The 16,843-nt window shown below is 42.3% G+C and carries 19 protein-coding genes; 7 read left to right on the top strand and 12 right to left on the bottom strand.

All coding sequences use genetic code 11. The features are described from left to right. Positions 1-197: hypothetical protein (locus ACESM0_RS03800; protein WP_372903807.1), on the bottom strand; the 197-nt coding region annotated here is incomplete at its 3' end. 194 nt (positions 198-391) lie between these two features. Between ACESM0_RS03800 and ACESM0_RS03795 the strand changes: the two genes are divergently transcribed. From ACESM0_RS03795 to cysM, 3 genes are all read left to right on the top strand, one after another. Next, entirely contained in the window at positions 392-1,216 is an 825-nt protein-coding gene (locus ACESM0_RS03795; RefSeq protein ID WP_372903806.1) for a serine O-acetyltransferase, read from the top strand. Between the two features lie 270 nt (positions 1,217-1,486). Continuing rightward, entirely contained in the window at positions 1,487-1,615 is a 129-nt protein-coding gene (locus tag ACESM0_RS03790; protein WP_372903804.1) for a hypothetical protein, read from the top strand. A 232-nt stretch (positions 1,616-1,847) separates the two neighbouring features. Further along, on the top strand, positions 1,848-2,726 hold the full coding sequence (cysM, locus tag ACESM0_RS03785) for a cysteine synthase CysM (protein ID WP_372903802.1): 879 nt from the start codon (positions 1,848-1,850) through the stop codon (positions 2,724-2,726). A 50-nt stretch (positions 2,727-2,776) separates the two neighbouring features. Here cysM and ACESM0_RS03780 read toward each other — a convergent pair whose 3' ends face one another. The 4 genes from ACESM0_RS03780 to ACESM0_RS03765 form a co-directional block, all read right to left on the bottom strand. Beyond that, positions 2,777-3,847, bottom strand: a complete 1,071-nt coding sequence (locus ACESM0_RS03780; protein ID WP_372903800.1) for a hypothetical protein — start codon at positions 3,845-3,847, stop codon at positions 2,777-2,779. Between the two features lie 134 nt (positions 3,848-3,981). Then, positions 3,982-5,226 (bottom strand): ABC transporter permease, encoded by a 1,245-nt coding sequence (locus ACESM0_RS03775; RefSeq protein ID WP_372903798.1) that lies wholly within the window; start codon positions 5,224-5,226, stop codon positions 3,982-3,984. 4 nt (positions 5,227-5,230) lie between these two features. Next, positions 5,231-6,460, bottom strand: coding sequence for an ABC transporter permease (locus ACESM0_RS03770; protein ID WP_372903796.1), 1,230 nt, complete (start codon positions 6,458-6,460; stop codon positions 5,231-5,233). A gap of 57 nt (positions 6,461-6,517) precedes the next feature. Further along, positions 6,518-7,636: an efflux RND transporter periplasmic adaptor subunit gene (locus tag ACESM0_RS03765; RefSeq protein WP_372903794.1), complete on the bottom strand. Its 1,119-nt coding sequence runs from the start codon at positions 7,634-7,636 to the stop codon at positions 6,518-6,520. A 263-nt stretch (positions 7,637-7,899) separates the two neighbouring features. On the opposite strand from ACESM0_RS03765, the gene ACESM0_RS03760 reads away from it, so the two are divergent. Continuing rightward, positions 7,900-8,334: an OsmC family protein gene (locus ACESM0_RS03760; protein WP_372903792.1), complete on the top strand. Its 435-nt coding sequence runs from the start codon at positions 7,900-7,902 to the stop codon at positions 8,332-8,334. A 146-nt stretch (positions 8,335-8,480) separates the two neighbouring features. Here ACESM0_RS03760 and ACESM0_RS03755 read toward each other — a convergent pair whose 3' ends face one another. The 7 genes from ACESM0_RS03755 to dinB all read right to left on the bottom strand — a co-directional run bounded on the left by ACESM0_RS03755 (position 8,481) and on the right by dinB (position 14,218). Then, positions 8,481-8,795, bottom strand: a complete 315-nt coding sequence (locus ACESM0_RS03755; RefSeq protein ID WP_372903790.1) for a transposase — start codon at positions 8,793-8,795, stop codon at positions 8,481-8,483. Next, entirely contained in the window at positions 8,792-9,124 is a 333-nt protein-coding gene (locus ACESM0_RS03750) for a hypothetical protein (RefSeq protein WP_372903788.1), read from the bottom strand. The genes ACESM0_RS03755 and ACESM0_RS03750 overlap by 4 nt, the downstream gene beginning before the upstream one ends. A 205-nt stretch (positions 9,125-9,329) precedes the next feature. Then, on the bottom strand, positions 9,330-10,607 hold the full coding sequence (locus ACESM0_RS03745) for a hypothetical protein (RefSeq protein ID WP_372903786.1): 1,278 nt from the start codon (positions 10,605-10,607) through the stop codon (positions 9,330-9,332). Between the two features lie 20 nt (positions 10,608-10,627). Further along, a complete protein-coding gene (locus ACESM0_RS03740; RefSeq protein WP_372903784.1) occupies positions 10,628-11,284 on the bottom strand; it encodes a hypothetical protein in 657 nt (218 codons plus the stop codon). Beyond that, entirely contained in the window at positions 11,277-11,852 is a 576-nt protein-coding gene (locus ACESM0_RS03735) for an RNA polymerase sigma factor (protein WP_372903782.1), read from the bottom strand. Before ACESM0_RS03735 ends, ACESM0_RS03740 begins: the two co-directional genes overlap by 8 nt. Before the next feature lie 251 nt (positions 11,853-12,103). Next, positions 12,104-13,099: a metal-dependent hydrolase gene (locus ACESM0_RS03730; protein WP_372903780.1), complete on the bottom strand. Its 996-nt coding sequence runs from the start codon at positions 13,097-13,099 to the stop codon at positions 12,104-12,106. Continuing rightward, on the bottom strand, positions 13,100-14,218 hold the full coding sequence (gene dinB, locus ACESM0_RS03725) for a DNA polymerase IV (RefSeq protein WP_372903778.1): 1,119 nt from the start codon (positions 14,216-14,218) through the stop codon (positions 13,100-13,102). Positions 14,219-14,294: 76 nt separating this feature from the next. Here dinB and ACESM0_RS03720 point away from each other — a divergent pair, with 76 nt between their 5' ends. The 3 genes from ACESM0_RS03720 to ACESM0_RS03710 all read left to right on the top strand — a co-directional run bounded on the left by ACESM0_RS03720 (position 14,295) and on the right by ACESM0_RS03710 (position 16,609). Continuing rightward, a complete protein-coding gene (locus ACESM0_RS03720; protein ID WP_372903776.1) occupies positions 14,295-14,567 on the top strand; it encodes a GlsB/YeaQ/YmgE family stress response membrane protein in 273 nt (90 codons plus the stop codon). A 21-nt stretch (positions 14,568-14,588) separates the two neighbouring features. Continuing rightward, positions 14,589-15,107, top strand: coding sequence for a hypothetical protein (locus ACESM0_RS03715; protein WP_372903774.1), 519 nt, complete (start codon positions 14,589-14,591; stop codon positions 15,105-15,107). A 95-nt stretch (positions 15,108-15,202) separates the two neighbouring features. Beyond that, positions 15,203-16,609, top strand: coding sequence for a Glu/Leu/Phe/Val family dehydrogenase (locus ACESM0_RS03710; protein WP_372903772.1), 1,407 nt, complete (start codon positions 15,203-15,205; stop codon positions 16,607-16,609). Positions 16,610-16,843 lie beyond the last annotated feature (234 nt).

Raw genomic sequence — 16,843 nt, 5'->3', positions numbered from 1 at the left:
CCAATGGCTTCGTAAACATCATTTCGGCGTTCGGCAAACTCCTGCGGAGTAAAGTGCTCTGTAAAAAGAGGCCGTTCCTCTTTTTCGGTTGAGGTGTTCCAATTTTGTTGTGCAATTCCATCGGAAAAAGAACTGAAAATCATCATTCCAATGAGGAACGGTAATGTATATATGGAGGAAAGTACTTTTGATTTCATGAGTATGAACATTTTAGTTTAATGAGAACCTCTTGCACGATTCTACATAAAATTTCTCAGATTATGAATTGATTAGGCTTTCTAGAATTATTTTTAACAAAACAGACAATGGAATTCTCAAACGAGAACTGCAGAAAGGTTGTTAATGAATTTCATATGTTTAGATCAGAATTTTTAATCCAAGATAATTAAGAATGGAACAGGAGTTTTTTGAAGATCTGTTAACATCACACAAGGAGGCCTCAAAATGCCCGCCACCGGAGATGGTGATTCAATTTTTTGATGAGCTTCTCGGAGTGCTTTTTCCCGAATTTGCCAGTATACGTTTCTCAGATCTGGAAACTATTGAGCAACGTTTGGGTGAGTTAAGAACTAAACTCAGGCAGATTTTTGACCATAACAAAGAGTGTGTAAAAAGCGGGAAAAAAGATTTAGAGAATGATTTTTTTAATGCATTGCCGGGGATTCGTTCAAAATTATTACTTGACATCGACGCGATCTATCTTGGTGATCCTGCCGCGCAAACCAGGGGCGAAGTAATACGAACCTACCCAGGATTTTATGCGATTGCTGCACACCGAATTGCCCATCAGCTTCTGAAGCTTGGAGTGAATTTGATACCCAGAATCATTTCAGAACATGCTCACCGCCAAGCCGGAATCGATATTCACCCGGGAGCAGAAATTGGAGACTATTTTTGTATCGATCACGGCACCGGAATTGTAATCGGTGAAACGACGATTATCGGTTCAAAAGTAAAAATCTACCAAGGGGTGACACTGGGTGGACTGAGTGTGAAGAAGGAAGATGCAAAGAAAAAACGTCACCCTACTATAAAAGATAATGTGGTGCTCTATGCCGGGGCTACTATTTTGGGCGGTGAAACGGTGATCGGTGAGAACAGCATTATTGGCGGTAATGTGTGGCTGACCAAAAGTGTACCGGCAAACTCAAAAATTTACTACCAGGCGAAGATGACGAACACTGAAGGGAAAACGGATACGATAACGTTTAAGTGATAAAACCTGACAGCACCAACTGGGTCTGTCAGCGTGTGGATGGAAAAGCAATATTTGACTGAACATTTTTCGCCGGGATAAATCCCGCGCTCGTATATTAAACCCATGAATGGGTTTAGGGTGATCTTGATTTAAAAACCAATAGCAATTCCTACAAATTCTCCCCTATCAAGGGGAGATTGAGAGGGGTGTCCAGAACTGGGCTGTATAAACGAGCCGGTCATTCATGGCCGGATACAATCTGATAACCGCGATCTTGTATATAAATGTGTGAAGAAAAAGAATTGGACGCTTGCAGGAACCGACAGCCGTCGTTACGCTGCCAGGTCGGAATTTAATAAACCTGACAGCACCCACCGGATCTGTCAGCGTTTGGATGGAAAAGCAATATTTGACTGAACATTTTCGTGGGATGAATCCCACGCTCGTATATTGAACCCATTCATGGGTTCAGAATTGAATCAGATCAAAAAAAAGACAGCCCTTTTAGGGCTGAATATGCGAGCCGGTCATTGATGGCCGGGTATCATTTGTCAGCGTTGACAAAAAAATGATGGAAATAAAAGCAAGACACTGATTGGTTTGGCAAACGCTGTCAGGTCAAAGATTATCATTAAAAAACATTCTATCTATGAAACTCGAAGAACTGATTGGCAATACGCCATTGATTGAATTAGAGCAAATTCCTATGAATAAGAATGTAAAGATCTACTGTAAGCTTGAGGGACAGAACCCGGGTGGAAGCGTAAAAGACCGTGCGGCTCTGGGGATGATCAATGGAGCACTAGAGAGGGGTGAGATCAAGTCTGGAGATACTTTAGTGGAAGCTACAAGCGGAAACACTGGAATTGCCCTGGCCATGATTGCAGCAATGAAGGGGTTGGAAATTAAACTCCTGATGCCGGAGAATGCCACAGAGGAGCGCGTGAAGTCGATGAAGGCGTATGGCGCTGAGGTGATACTCACCCCGGCTGAAAAGACAATTGAGTACTCCCGTCAGCTTGCTGAAGAGATGGCCGAAGAGCATGGATTTTTTCAATTGAATCAGTTTGCCAATCCCGACAATTACCGTATGCACGAGAAGACAACCGGACCTGAAATCTGGCGTGACACAAACGGTAAAATCACTCATTTTGTATCGTCCATGGGAACTACCGGAACCATTATGGGGGTATCGCGATATCTAAAATCTCAGAATTCGGATGTACAGATTGTGGGGACTCAGCCTACAGAGGGATCATCTATCCCCGGAATTCGTCGATGGTCGCCCGAATATCTACCTAAAATTTTCGAAGCTGAGCGGGTAGATCAAACCGTGGATGTAAGCCAGGAGGAAGCCACCGAAATGGCTCGGCGTATGGCGAAAGAAGAGGGGATATTTGCCGGAATGAGTAGTGGCGGGGCATTGACTGCGGCACTAAAAATTGCAGATGAACTGGATGAGGGTGTGATTGTCTGCATTACCTGCGACAGGGGAGATCGGTACTTAAGTTCATCTCTATTTGAATAAAAACACAATCATCTGAAAGACCACTTTAAATCACCGAAAGTGAAGGATTTTTAAAACCTGATTTCAGTGACCACTTCGATGATATCATAGGCGTGGGTTTCGGCATCCAGATGATCCCAGGCACGGTTATAATCGAACATGATTTTTGAGCGATTTGAAAAAATGTAGCTTATTCCACTAACAAATCGCCGTGAGTGCCAGCGATCCAGATCCGTATTGATCAGTTCATCATAACGTAATGTGAGACTGACAGGTTGTTCAAACGGTTTGAACTCGTTAAACATACTCCACCCTTTCAGCCTCAAAGATTCATTGTTCAGATTGACGAGTTGCCCTGCACCGTCACCTTTTCCGGTAAATCCTTGCATAATGGAGGTCCATTTTTTCGATTCATACGAAAATGCGAGTCCTGCGTTTTCAAAGTCCGGGCTTTCGGGGATATTTCCTTTTCCGTAAGCGCCCAACACACTAGCCTGAAAACCGGGCATTTGGTCAGGTAGCGGCCTGAGGGAGAGGCGCCCTTCAAGCATTTTGTTGTTATTTTTTTCCAGTGCGGCATATCCTCCACCATTATATATCCCGATACTGAAACTGCCGTAGCGTCCGCCATCCGACGTTAATCCGGTTTGAGAATCTTCCGGGAGATTATCACCGAGTTGCCCCGCGTATGTAACCCCATAATCCGCAGAGCTGTAAATATTATTGTCATCCAAAAACATCGATCGCTGGCTGCGGTAATCGTTAATACTCTGCTCAAAATCGATCCACGGCCGGCTTACCACACCAAACTCGATGCTTGAATTTTTGATCAGCCGGGTATCATTCATATTTACGTGAACCAAGGCATATTTCAGGCGAAGTTCAATGTTCCCCTCACCGTCTCCGGCCTTGTCTACAGACACATCTTGTGTGAAGCGAACACCAACGCGCTCAGAAATATCCCGCCTAAATGTGATATAGCCTCGTTTCAGAAGAAATTCGCTGTTAACGTCACTCTCTTCGAAGGAGTGTTCGTAGGAAAAGAAGAATTGTCCGCTAAATCCAAAGTCGTTTAGGGAGGATTGTGCGTTTATTGAAAATGGCAGACACAAAAAAAGTGCTAAAGCTGCAATGTGCTTCATAACTGATTGCATGAGAATCAAATAACGGATTTTTTAACGGCTTATTTATTTTGCGACAGGTCAAAGATATAACCAAATTGTTTTATTAATGTTAAGCCAATGTTAACATCAAAAAAACAACAGACCCCAAAACCCTACTCATAACGGAGTGATTCAACCGGATCTACTTTTGCGGCTTTCAGTGCCGGGAATATTCCGGCAAGCAGACCAATGATGGCAAGTACACCTACTGTTATTATAACAGCCATTTCAGAAATTTGTGGTTTCCCGAGAAATTCCCCGGCTCCTGTGGTCATATCCAAAGCTAAAACTCCAAAAACGATGGCTGATGAGATAGCCAAGCCAATGCTACCTCCAAGGAACGAGATAAAAAGCGATTCAAAAATAAACTGGATGATGATATGTGTTTTACGTGCACCAACGGCTAGTTTGATTCCAATTTCTCTGGTCCTTTCTTTCACTACCACAAACATGATATTGGCTACGCCCACCCCGGCTATCATCAGTGTGAAAAACCCGACGGTAAAGAGAAAAATCTCCAAACCGGTTGCCACTTTTTGATTCATTTCCTCTTGTTCGATGAAGTCCCACATCGGGATAGCCTGTTCGTCGCTTGGATCAAACTTATACTTTGACGAGAGTAGTGAAGTAACTCCTGATTTAATTGATTCTTGAAGGCTGGGATCTTCAGGACGAACCAAAATAGATCCTACAGTTCGGTTTCCATACACGTTTCTGAAGGTTGTATGAGGTATAATAGCCCGATTGGCATCCGGCCCGTTACTCATAGATGTCTGCATTTTGGGTTTCATTATGCCAACTACGGTAAACGGCATGTTATCAAGTTTTACCTGTTTGCCAATTGGATTTTCATCCTTAAATAGTTGGGTGGCGATTTCATCTCCTAAAAAAAGAACCCGACGTTGTTCATCCACATCCCGTTCATTGATAAAACGTCCTCCGGCTGCCGGATACATGGTTCTCATAATTTCGAAATCGGGATTTACCCCTTCCATAAATGTATTTGTGATCTCCTCTCCATACTGCAGACGAGTACCCCACTGGCCATATTGTGGGCTTGAGTAAGCGATACCCGGCACTGCTTGGTTAATTAAATCGATATCATCTTCCGTAAACTGTATAGCTCTGCCAACTCCGAGCCCTTCGTAATTCATACTGGTTTGACCTCCATAGATTACGATAACTTGGTTACCGGCTCCCAGCAATCCTTCTGTCAAACTGTTGCCCAATCCCCGGCCAAATGCCAAAAGTAGTACTACAGAGAGAGTTCCCCAGGCGATGGCAAGAATCGTTAAAAACGATCGAAGTTTCTGTTTTCCTAAGTCGCTAAAAAATTCTCTGAAAAGTGCAATCCACATAATTTTATCTCCTTAAGCATTCAACGATATCCAGACGGGAAGCGCGCCAGGCCGGAAGCATTCCTGCAGCAAAACCTACAAACCCAAGCACGGCGAAGGCAATCAGGCCAACCTCAGGTGAAAAATAGGGAGCGCCTACAAACTCTTTGATCGGTATATTTTGGGTGGCTTCAACTAGCAGCCAGCCAATCCCGTACCCGGCTGCCGCACCCATCCCGATGATCATAAAGGTCTCTACAAAAAATTGACCCATGATATGATGCCGTTTAGCACCAACAGATCTTCGAATACCTATCTCTTTCATCCGTTCCTGAACCACCACAAACATGATATTGGCAACACCGATACCACCCACGGCAAGGGTAAAAAATCCGATCAGTCCAAGAAACCCGTTTATGCCTAAAAATATCACGTTGATAAACTCCCAAAATTCGTTGGTATCCCAGATTCCGAGTGCATCCCGGTCTGACGAATCAAAACGGTGTTTACGGCCCATTACTTCATACACCTGATCCTGAACCTGCTTTGCCAATGAAGGATCTTTGGGTACATACAGAATATTGTTAATTAGATCTGTGCCCATCATGGCTGAAAAGGTAGTGGCAGGGATGAACGATCGGTCCATATCCCGCTGTGAATAGGATGAATTCTGAATTTTATCCTGAAGTACGCCGATTACTGTAAATGGAGTGTCGCGAACAAAAACCTGTTTTCCAACCGGGTCTTCATCTTCAAAAAGGTTTTCAGCCAATTGATTACCCAGAAAAATCACCCGTCTTCGCTCTTCGATGTCGTGTTCATTAAGCCATCGGCCTCCGGGTTCTTCAAAAACGTTGCGCAGATCCTGATAAACCGGATAGACACCGCCAACCTGGGAGTTTCTGCGTCTGTCTCCATTCGAAATTTCAATTCCACTCATATATTCCGGAGTAGCAATATTGATGTCTGCAATCTGATCCTGAAGCAGTTGTGCATCCGACTCCCGGTAGCGAATGGGCCGACCGATACCATATCCTTCAAAAGCTTTGGTGGTCTGACCGGGAAACATAATAGCCAGCTGGTCTCCCATGCCCCGCATATTCAGTACGGTCTGGTCACGAAACCCCATGCCGAATGCAAGCAGCAGTATCAGCGTGGCGGTACCCCACATGATGCCGAAAATGGTAAGAAAACTTCTCAGACGCTGCTGATTCAGATTTCGAAAAAGTTCGGCGATATGGTTTAAAAGAGTCATGAGGGATAGTTATGGTGATTTATTTGATGTAGTGAAAGTTGGTTTTTTAGCCTATTCCTATCGAACAGTTAAAGTTTTTGTTGGTCGCTCCAGAACTTTTTCTCCTTCTTCCATACCATCAAGTACTGCAACTGTAATGGCATCACTTAAGCCAAGTTCGATCTCTTTCTCTTCCCGGCTACCGGGCTGGTCGCCGGGAACTTCTACAAATGATTTTCCATCCCGCATTACGACTACCCGCTCCGGAATCGTTATAATATTCTCTACGCGTTCAATGATGATGTCAGCATTAGCCGAATATCCGGCTCTCAGAACAGAACCCTGCGTATCGATGATTCGAATTTCGATTGGGAATACGGTGGCATTATCCTGCTGCTTCGCCTTCAAAGAGATTCGGGAAACTTCTCCAATAACCACCTGTCCGGGCAGCGCACCGATCTTGATTTCGGCAGTCATTCCCTCTTCCATTTTACCTACATCAATTTCGTCTACGGTTCCCTTAAAGAGAAGCTGCTCCATTCCTGCAATACTCATCAGGGCAGTTCCGGCCTGATAAGATGTGAGCGGAACAACCGGTTCACCTACATCCACCATTTTTTCGAGAATATAGCCGTCAATCGGAGCTCGGATTACAGACTCAATGAGTGTTTCACCCATCATAATCCGTCCGCTTTCCAACAGTTCCAGCCGTTCTGTATTGATCTGTTCCCGAACCTCTACATCATCAAACTGCTGAGCAATTCGATCGTATTCCTGTTGAGAGACTAAATTTCTGGCAAGAAGTGTTTCCATTCTTTCCAGCTCTTTGGATAGATTCTCTTTTTCTATTTCGGTTCGCTCCAGGCTACGCTTGGCTTCAGCGAGCTCCAAGGGTGTTGGATCGGGACGTACTTCAATTAACGGCTCACCTTCTCTTACAAAATCACCCGGTTCGGCATAGATTTGATTTACCACTCCGGAGATTTTCGATTTCACCTGAATTTCATTGTCCGGCTCAATAGTACCCACGGCCAGGGCTTTTTCAACAACGCTTCCAATTTCTGCAATAACGTGCGGTTCCTCTTCAATCTCATTACCTGACGATTGTCCGTTCAAATAGAAAAATGACCCTCCGCCAAAAATGATGACTATTGCGAGTGCAATCCAAATTCGTTTTTTTGTTTTTCTTTTTGCCATAATACTGCGCCAAATTGTTTTCGATTTACTCCGCTCTACGAATTCAGCCGATCAAAAGTTACTGTTCGTTCAGATTTTATTTATTCAATTACGCAGTTTGCAGGCCTTAAAGACATGTAAAATCAATCGGTAATGTAAAATCAAATTCTTCTAAAATTATTTGATTTCAGACTTTTGGATTTAGATCACTATCAATTATGAACGATTTTTTCGCTATTATTTTTCTATCAATGAATAAAGACAAACCAAAAAAAAAGACGACGATGAAAAGAACGGGAAAAGCAGTTTGGAAAGGTTCAGGAATGGAAGGATCAGGGACGCTAACTACACAAAGCGGTGCTTTTGATGAGCAGCCCTATTCTGTAAAATTGAGATTTGAAAACGAAGACGGGAAAAAGGGCACGAATCCCGAAGAGATGATTGCAACAGCTCATGCAGGGTGTTTTGCAATGGCATTGAGTGTAGAACTTGGAAAGGCAGGTTTTACAGCAGATGAAATTAATGTGGACGCAAAACTATCTTTGGATCAGAAAGATGAGGGTTGGGCAATCACTAAGATCGACCTGATACTGAATGCCAAAGTTCCGGAAATATCTGAAGATAAATTCGCTGAAATAGCGAACGGTGCCAAAGAAGGCTGTCCTGTTTCCAAAGTATTGGCCTGCGAGATCACACTCGATTATACGCTGAATGGGTAAGAAACATGTATCCCGGACAGCTTGTCCGGGATTTAATTTATGAATCATTTTATTCCGGTCGGCACCTTCGGCATATATTAACGGTGCTTGACTGGGTTTTAAGAAAAGCTTCCAGCAAATTCCAAGTCAGGCTTTAATGTGCTTTCCTAAAGTCTTTCTGAAAATTTAGGTTTACAGTAATTGTATGTCCAGTCGCGCCAATTTTTCACCAAATTTATTTTTACCGGGTTATTGAGAGTATATTGGATGGTATTATTTAGTTCGTTGGTATTTCGGATCAACCGATCATAACTCTCTTCATGCCAAAAAGAACCTGTTCTGTTTAACTCTATATTAGCCATTAATCCGGTATAGGATTTTAGACCTTGCAGAATTTTTGTCACCGGAAAAGCCTCCTCAATCTTCTGATCTTCTTGAATCGAATAAAGTTCTCTGAAGACCACGTGTACATGATTACTCATAATACAAAAGGCATATAAATCATATTCTTTATTGTCACGATAATGAAGAGCTTTTTTACGATGTCAGCAATATTTTTGTTGCTCAACCACACTGGCCCTGTGCTTTGCCCGTCTAAAAGAGACTCATATTTTTTAAAAAGTGAAGCTTCAAACTGATGGGTTTTTGATCGATAATCGGTCTTGTGAGAAAAGTTCTTTTTGAAAGTATTTCTTGATTTTTTCAGTTGTTGTATCACGTTTTTTGGAAGAGAACCCGCCAAACGGAATGTTACAAAATATTCAGCCCCCGATTCTTGCCAATGCGGAAGATTTCTTTTGTAAAAAGGCATGACTATCTAATTTGATTCTCTCTTTAGTACCTAGCTAAATATTAGTCTGTTAATTATTAAAAGCAACGGGTAAAAAGTATCCTGGTCGGCCAGACCGGGGTATAGTGACCGAGATAACCGGTCAGGCTGACCGGTGTACTAATAAAAAGCCTCATTCGGAGTAATCCGAACGAGGCTTTCTTTTTGTGAGAGGTCACCTCACGGATCATCTGCGGCTGAGATCTTCCATAAGCGGCTCATTTCCGTTCAATACATCCTGTTTCGAGATTCGGATTTTTGTTCGATCAGGCAAGCTCTCATTTCGTCCGCGCCAGTCAATGGTTATCAAAAGCATATCATCATTTTTCAATGTGCGCAGCGTGCTGCCATAATCCTGAATTGTTTCCAGGATGGCGGTTTTAATCTTCTCAACATCGCCTGAAAGATCAGCACTGTTTTGTTGGTTCATCTGAATTTCGATTTCACTTCGAACCTCCTCACCACGTTGCCGGATCTCTTCACTTCTCTGCCGAACTTCTTCCATCTGTTTTCTGAACTCTTCAGAGTCGAACCTGAGAGAGTCCATATTAAATTCAAACGATGCACTATCCGGCATACGAAATGCAAATGTGTTTGATCTTATGCTGTCATTCGATAGGTCTCCGAGATCAATATTTATATCAACATCATCAAAATTGAGTGAATCAATTTCGCGTGCCATTTCAAACAGCCCGGAAAAGTTAAAGGATGACTGTCCGGAAATTGTCATGTAATATTGCACACCCAGTCCCGGTAGATATTCGTAAGATGGAACTCGATTAACCCGAAGCTGTTCGGTTTCGGTACTGTTGAGGGATGTTTCCAGAACGGATGCAAAAATATTCAAATCCCGGATATCTGAATATTCTTTGAGATCTTGCTTCTCGACCCGATCAAGAAGCTGACGATCAGAAAGTGTGCCTTCGCGATGTTTTTTTAAGTCTTCAGATTTTACCACAAAACTCAATTTAGGAATGTCGTGAGTATACTCCTGGAGACCGGTGATGACTGCGATGGTGGCATTAGAAGTTCTCTTCAGTCCGTAAGAGATTCTCAGTACTTCATCTTCCGGTAAACTCTGTATCGTTGAAGCGTACTGAGTGATATACTCCATTACTTTCTCTTCAATTGCTTCACTTGTTGAATGGCTCTCTATGGTTTCACTTTCGTCGCTGTTATTATTACGCTCTATGCGCACAGATCCGGAAACGCTGATGGATCTGGATGATAAATTTTCACCCACGCTCAAATGAACACCGTAACCCGGCTGATACTCAGAAGAGACATGCCCGTTACGCGCAAATAAGAATGGAATCGGTGGCTGTGGGACTTCTGTAAATATTTCACCCAAAATACTTTCCGCAATCCTCATTTCTCGTTCTAAAGCTTCATCCTGAGCCTGAACTGAAATAAAAGAGAGTAACAGGTATATAAGTGTATATACAATAAATTTAAAAATTTTCATGACATTAGATTTTATTTTCGTTATTCGTTACTCAGCGCGTAGATAATTCCGTTTAATGCCCGGTTGGTCTGATCAATCTGATTGGCGGTCGACTCTTCGAGCTGCAGCAGTCCTTCTGTGAAAAGCATCAGATCCCTGTTCCGGCGCTCTTCATAATAATCGGCCAATGCGGTCAGCGACTCGTTAAACTGAGCGTTTTGATCTTGCTGTATCTGCTCCATCATCGAGTTCATCATGAGTGAGTTTTCCGTCCTGATCTGTGCAATAATTTCATTTAATTCTTCCTCAGAAATTCCTTCCTGTTCAACATCAACCGATGGGTTTCCAAAAGCCAGATAATAACCCTGCTCTGTCTCACCAAACTGAACCGAGCTGAAAAGCCCGATAAATATTGAAATCAGTACTAATGCCGCAGCCGTTAAAATCACATAGTTAATCCGGCGAGGTCTTTTCGGTGTTTCTCTTTTTTCTGATTCATCGAGGTAGTGAAAGCCGTTCTCTTCAGGCTCTTCAGGAGAATAATTTCCAATGACAGACTGAGTAGCTTTCAGTTCATTCAGTTTATTCCGGAGCTCTTCACTGTTTTGAATCTTTTGTTCAAATTCTTTCCTTTCATCAGAATTCATCTCATCAAAGAGATAGTCCATCAGTTTTTGTTGTGATTTTTCGTCAATCATAATTCAGATAGTCGGTTTCAATATTCCATTGTTTTAAAATTGAACCGAGCAGGTCCAATCCTTTATACATTCTTGTTTTGGCCGTACCCTCGGGAATTTGGAGAGTATCACCAATTTCAATGAAGGTCATCTCTTCAAACTGTTTTAAGATGACAACGGCGCGCACTTGTTCCGGCAGCCGATTCAATGCTTGATGAATCAGACTGTTCAACTCTTTTGATTCAATTTCAGTGACCGGCGTTAATTCCGAGAGTTTTAACTCTTTCGGAATAAGACTCAATGATTCGGACTTTCTTCTGCCGGCACGTTTCAATTCATCCAGGCAGAGATTATTGGCAATCCGGTAGATCCAGGATTTGAATGAGCCGACCTCCTTGAGCGACCGAATGTTTTGATACACTTTTATCAGGGTTTTTTGAGCGATTTCGGATGCATCATCTCTGTTTCCAAAATAGCTGTAGGCAAACCTGTAAATCGCGGGATACCAATGTTCAGCAATAATCTGAAAAGACTCGTCATGCCCGTTCTGAACAAACTCTGCTAAATATGATTCATGCTGCTTTTCCAAATTCCCGAATCCGGTTTCAGTTGCTGTTTAGTGTAAAGACGAGGCAAAGTCACAAATAGTTTTAGAGGTGTCGAGAATTTTAATAACTATAGAAAGTCTCCCCTAAAAAGGGGAGATTTAGAGGGGTGTGTGATCATTTTTTGGACTTGTAATAAAAACACCCTAAGAGTACAATTTAACCACCCCTGAATGCCTACCTTGAAAAGGAGGAGAAGGATTGACTGCCAAATTCAACGATTTAAAAATCACATCTACTTCCGCAGCAACATATTCATAAAGCTCTCCCGAACTTCTTCACTGGCGTCCCGGAAATAGAGAAACGGCAGGTGATTCTCTGTTTGAGTTGTATCGGTTTTTACACCCCAAAGCGGTATAAGCTCCGTTGGCAGCATTGAGTATCGGGCATCTCCAATGACTTCAGGCTGGTCGGGGTGACGTATCAGGAAATTTTCGGATAGATTTTTGAATCGCAGAAGATCCTTATACATAATGGTACCTTCAAATCCGGAAAACTCCTCTTCAATTATTATGCGCGGGGCATATTCTCCCTCGTAAATATCAATTCCGGAAATCAGGCCGGTGCGAACGGCATCTGTATAGATTTTGTCATCTGAGATATAGTTTACCCTCCAAAGTAGTTGATTGGCAATTGTCGGTTTTACCACCATTTTTTCGATGGTATGTCCACGACTATCAGCAAGGGATTTTGCCGCCGATTCCGCTCTCTGATGTTGAATCCATCCAAATAACAGAAAAAAGCTAAGCCAGCCCCCTGCGATCCAAACGTACTTTTTTTCTTTTTTTTGAAAGGCGAATCCAATAAACAAAATTAAACCGAAAGTGACGATCGGGTCAATTACAGAGATTAAGTTCCAGGCGAAGTGTGTATCAAGAAAAGGCCAGAAAAGCTGAGTTCCGTAACTGGTAAAGGTATCGAGGAGTCCGGCCGTGGCATAACCTAAAATGGAATAAAAATAGAGCTCTTTAAAACTGAGATACTTCCTTAATAACCACCACAGCAGAACAGAGGCAATCAGCGCTCCAACGGGAATAAAAATGAAGGAGTGACTAAATTGTCTGTGAATTTCGATATTGAATAGCGGATCGGACGGGATGTGAATATAGTAGTCCAGATCGGCAATCATGGCTGATATAGCACCGGTAAATGCGGCGGGTCTCAGTTTGTCCTTGTCAGCACCGGATTGAGCAGCTGTTGCCCCAACCAAGCCTTGTGTGAGTGGATCCATCTACAAAACCTCCCGAAAAGGTATTTCGAGTTGCTCACCGATAACTCCGCCTTCCGTCAGATTTAGAGATGATACGGATATTCCCAGTAACCGAACTTCACGCGCGCCGGTTTCTGTCTCTTTAAGTAACATCTTAGCTATTTTTGTGATCTCATTCGGATCATTTGTAAAGTGGTGCAATGTGCTGCTTCGGGTTACGGTTTCAAAATTTTTATAGCGGGCCTTTAGAGTAATTGTTTTACCGGTAGCATCGAGCTTCTTCATAGACTCTGCTATTTTCACGGATAACTCATCCAGGAAATTCTCAATCCATTCTAGATCGGAAATATCTTCAGAAAACGTGCGCTCTTTCCCGATCGACTTACGAATTCGATTGGGTTTCACCTGCCTGTTATCTATACCTCGTGCAATTCGATAGTAGTGGTGTCCCGATTTCCCAAACTGTTTTACCAAGTCGATTTCATCCCAGGTTTTCAGGTCAGATCCGGTTTTGATGCCCAGAGTCAACATCTTTTTTTGCGTTGCCTTACCCACTCCATAAAAATCGCCGATCGGCAGTTTTTCGATAAACTCCTCGGCCTCTTCAGGAGTGATGACGCTCAAACCATCCGGTTTATCAAGGTCGGAAGCTATTTTTGCCAAAAATTTATTTGAGGCGACACCGGCTGAGGCTGTAAGCCCGGTTTCCTGTTTCACCCTCTTTTTGATTTCACGCGCGATAAGTGTTGCGGAAGGATTTTGTTTTAAGTTTTCGGTTACGTCAAGGTAAGCTTCATCCAGGGAGAGAGGCTCAACGAGGTCAGTGTAATCGAAAAAGATCTCCCGTATTTGATGGGATACCTCTTTATAAACGTCAAATCTTGGTTTTACAAAGATGGCACTCGGGCACAGTTTAATGGCTCTTGAGGCGGGCATTGCTGAGTGAATTCCAAACTTACGGGCTTCATAACTTGCTGCAGCAACCACTCCCCGCCCCTGTGGTGATCCACCGACAACTAATGGCTTATTTTTGTATTCAGGATGATCTCTCTGTTCGACAGATGCATAAAACGCGTCCATGTCCACATGGATAATTTTACGGACGGGAGGGTCATTTTTTGAGTTGAAACTTTTATGCATCCGGTATGGGTAAAAAAAATAGAATTTGTTACCTTATGTGCCACTGAAAGGTAATACAAATATAAGTATTGATAGAATGGAAGAGTTAAACGGTGTAACAATCTATTGGTTAATTTCGATTGGACTTCTCGTCGGATATGTAATGGACCTGATTATGATTAGGCAGGGAATTGGAATGGTCGGTAATTTAGTTGGTGGTGTACTCGGAGCCGTAATTGTTGGGGTTGCATTGATCTCAATAGGAATATTTGCTCCCTTGGTTTATGCGGGTATCGGTTCAATTGCCTTTCTGTTCTTGGTCAATGTGTTCAGTTTCCACCCTGAAGACAATATTGAAGCAAAAGCTTAAATAAAATTGTACACAAGTTAATTGCAACTACCTAAAACTTCAGGCCTGGTAGCTTGGTTACTGCCGGCGCCTGAACAGTCTCTCCTTTTCAAGAAGTTTATTTCAACTTTATCGGAACAGTACGAAACCCTCTCTTTTGTTCCACACGTCACTCTCTCATCTGTTCCGGATATATCGTCAGAAAAAATCACTGAAATGACGGATCAGCTATCAAAACAGCTCAATCAGTTACAGGTTAATTTGGGTGATGTAGAATGCAGGCCTCATCCATATCGAAAAGTCATTTTACCAGTTGATGACAAATTAATGCTTAGTGCTTTTTGCAGTAAAGTGAATCAAGCGCTTGGTGGAGAATTTTGTAAGGAGGGTGATTTCCATTTATCTCTTCTCTATGGAAATCAAAATTGTGAAGAAATTGATTTGAGAAAGATTCGGAGAGATCTGCCGAAAGTAAAAAAATTGCACATACAAAAAATAGCTGTCGTAGATCTTAACTTTACACCGGACAAATGGAAGATTATATTTGAGCGGAGTCTATAAATCAATATCTCTCTTTAATTTGGAAGAGTAGATCTTATTTGCGACAATTCAGACAGGTTAATAAATAACTACCATAACAAGATTAATTATCAATAATGAGTGGATATAAATTTTACGAACAGGTAAATAAAGCTTTCGACAGAGCTGCTGCACACACTAAGATAGAGAAAGGTTTGCTTGACCAGTTGAAAGCGTGTAATGATATTCTTCATATCCAGTTTCCGGTTGAGATGGATGATGGTTCAATCAGGGTTATAGATGGATATCGTGTGGAGCACAGCCATCATAAAATGCCTACTAAAGGAGGTATTCGTTACAGCACGATGGTAAACGAAGATGAAACGATGGCGCTGGCTGCATTGATGACCTACAAATGTGCAGTTGTGGACGTGCCATTTGGTGGTGCAAAAGGAGGTATTAAAATCGACCCTAAAAAGTTTTCGGTTACGGAGCTTGAAAGAATAACCCGGCGTTATACATTTGAACTCTATAAGAAAAATTTTATTGGTGCCGGTAACGATGTTCCGGCTCCTGATATGGGATCCGGTGAACGAGAGATGGGTTGGATTTTTGATACATTCCGTCAGTTAAGTAATGATATAAATGCAGAAGGATGCGTAACCGGAAAACCTGTAGGTCAGGGTGGAATTCGAGGGCGTAAAGAGGCAACCGGACGAGGCGTCTATTTTGGCATAAAAGAAGCTTGTAGTAATGCAGAAGACATGAAAGAGCTTGGGCTCTCAAAAGGGATTGCCGATAAAACGTTTATCCTGCAAGGTTTAGGTAATGTGGGTTATCATACTGCAATGTACATGATTGAAGCCGGTGCAAAAATGATTGGTGTAGCTGAGTATGATGCTTCCATTTATGATGAAAAGGGAATCGACCTTAAAGACCTTATGCAGTACAAAAATGAGAATAACGGTGGAATTTCAGGTTACGATAAAGCAACACAACTAAATTCGAATACTGCGGTACTGGAAAAAGAGTGCGATATTCTGATTCCTGCTGCACTCGAAAATCAGATTACCGAATCTAATGCGCCAAATATAAAAGCAAAAATTATAGGTGAGGCTGCAAACGGTCCAACAACTGATGTAGCTCATGAGGTCATTAAAAGTCGCGGTGCACTGATCATTCCCGATAATTATCTGAATGCCGGCGGTGTAACGGTGTCGTATTTTGAATGGCTGAAAAATATTCAGCACGTTCGATTTGGCCGTATGGGAAAGCGATTTGAAGAAAACAGCTATAAGAAAATTCTCTCCGTAATTGAAACCATTTCGGACAGAAAGTTTACAGAAGATGAATTGGCTGTACTTGCCCAGGGTGGCGGTGAACGTGAATTGGTTGATTCAGGCCTGGAAGAGACAATGGTAAATGCCTATAATGAAATCAACGAACTTCGAAAGTATCACGGTGTTGATTTAAGGACGGCTGCATTTATCAGCGCCATTAACAAGGTTGGCTTTATGTATAAAGGGATGGGAATTTTTCCTTGATCAAGAAAATAAACCCGGCACTTTTCACAGTGTCGGGTTTTTTAATTTTAGACAGTCGTTTTCTGTCATTAACCAAAACATCATCTTTCCATTGCTACGTAAGTCTTAAAATAATGTTACACGATAAGAGAAGATTTCTTTTAAAACTCTGTTTTTAATCTCCCCAGTCATGATTTCTTTCTACGTCATCATGTTTATTTTGCCGGTATTAATTATTGCCGGAACTATTTTTTT

The organism is Rhodohalobacter sp. (assembly GCF_041686455.1).
Lineage (GTDB): Bacteria > Bacteroidota > Rhodothermia > Balneolales > Balneolaceae > Rhodohalobacter.
The sequence above is the reverse complement of the archived record's forward strand: the minus strand, read 5'-3'. Positions and strand labels throughout refer to the sequence as shown.

Coding starts and splice junctions, on each gene's coding strand:
- ACESM0_RS03795 (WP_372903806.1), top strand. CDS start 392: ATGGAACAGGAGTTTTTTGAAGATCTGTTAACATCACACAAGGAGGCC.
- cysM (WP_372903802.1), top strand. CDS start 1,848: ATGAAACTCGAAGAACTGATTGGCAATACGCCATTGATTGAATTAGAG.
- ACESM0_RS03780 (WP_372903800.1), bottom strand. CDS start 3,847: ATGAAGCACATTGCAGCTTTAGCACTTTTTTTGTGTCTGCCATTTTCA.
- ACESM0_RS03775 (WP_372903798.1), bottom strand. CDS start 5,226: ATGTGGATTGCACTTTTCAGAGAATTTTTTAGCGACTTAGGAAAACAG.
- ACESM0_RS03770 (WP_372903796.1), bottom strand. CDS start 6,460: ATGACTCTTTTAAACCATATCGCCGAACTTTTTCGAAATCTGAATCAG.
- ACESM0_RS03765 (WP_372903794.1), bottom strand. CDS start 7,636: ATGGCAAAAAGAAAAACAAAAAAACGAATTTGGATTGCACTCGCAATA.
- ACESM0_RS03760 (WP_372903792.1), top strand. CDS start 7,900: ATGAAAAGAACGGGAAAAGCAGTTTGGAAAGGTTCAGGAATGGAAGGA.
- ACESM0_RS03755 (WP_372903790.1), bottom strand. CDS start 8,795: ATGAGTAATCATGTACACGTGGTCTTCAGAGAACTTTATTCGATTCAA.
- ACESM0_RS03750 (WP_372903788.1), bottom strand. CDS start 9,124: ATGCCTTTTTACAAAAGAAATCTTCCGCATTGGCAAGAATCGGGGGCT.
- ACESM0_RS03745 (WP_372903786.1), bottom strand. CDS start 10,607: ATGAAAATTTTTAAATTTATTGTATATACACTTATATACCTGTTACTC.
- ACESM0_RS03740 (WP_372903784.1), bottom strand. CDS start 11,284: ATGATTGACGAAAAATCACAACAAAAACTGATGGACTATCTCTTTGAT.
- ACESM0_RS03730 (WP_372903780.1), bottom strand. CDS start 13,099: ATGGATCCACTCACACAAGGCTTGGTTGGGGCAACAGCTGCTCAATCC.
- dinB (WP_372903778.1), bottom strand. CDS start 14,218: ATGCATAAAAGTTTCAACTCAAAAAATGACCCTCCCGTCCGTAAAATT.
- ACESM0_RS03720 (WP_372903776.1), top strand. CDS start 14,295: ATGGAAGAGTTAAACGGTGTAACAATCTATTGGTTAATTTCGATTGGA.
- ACESM0_RS03710 (WP_372903772.1), top strand. CDS start 15,203: ATGAGTGGATATAAATTTTACGAACAGGTAAATAAAGCTTTCGACAGA.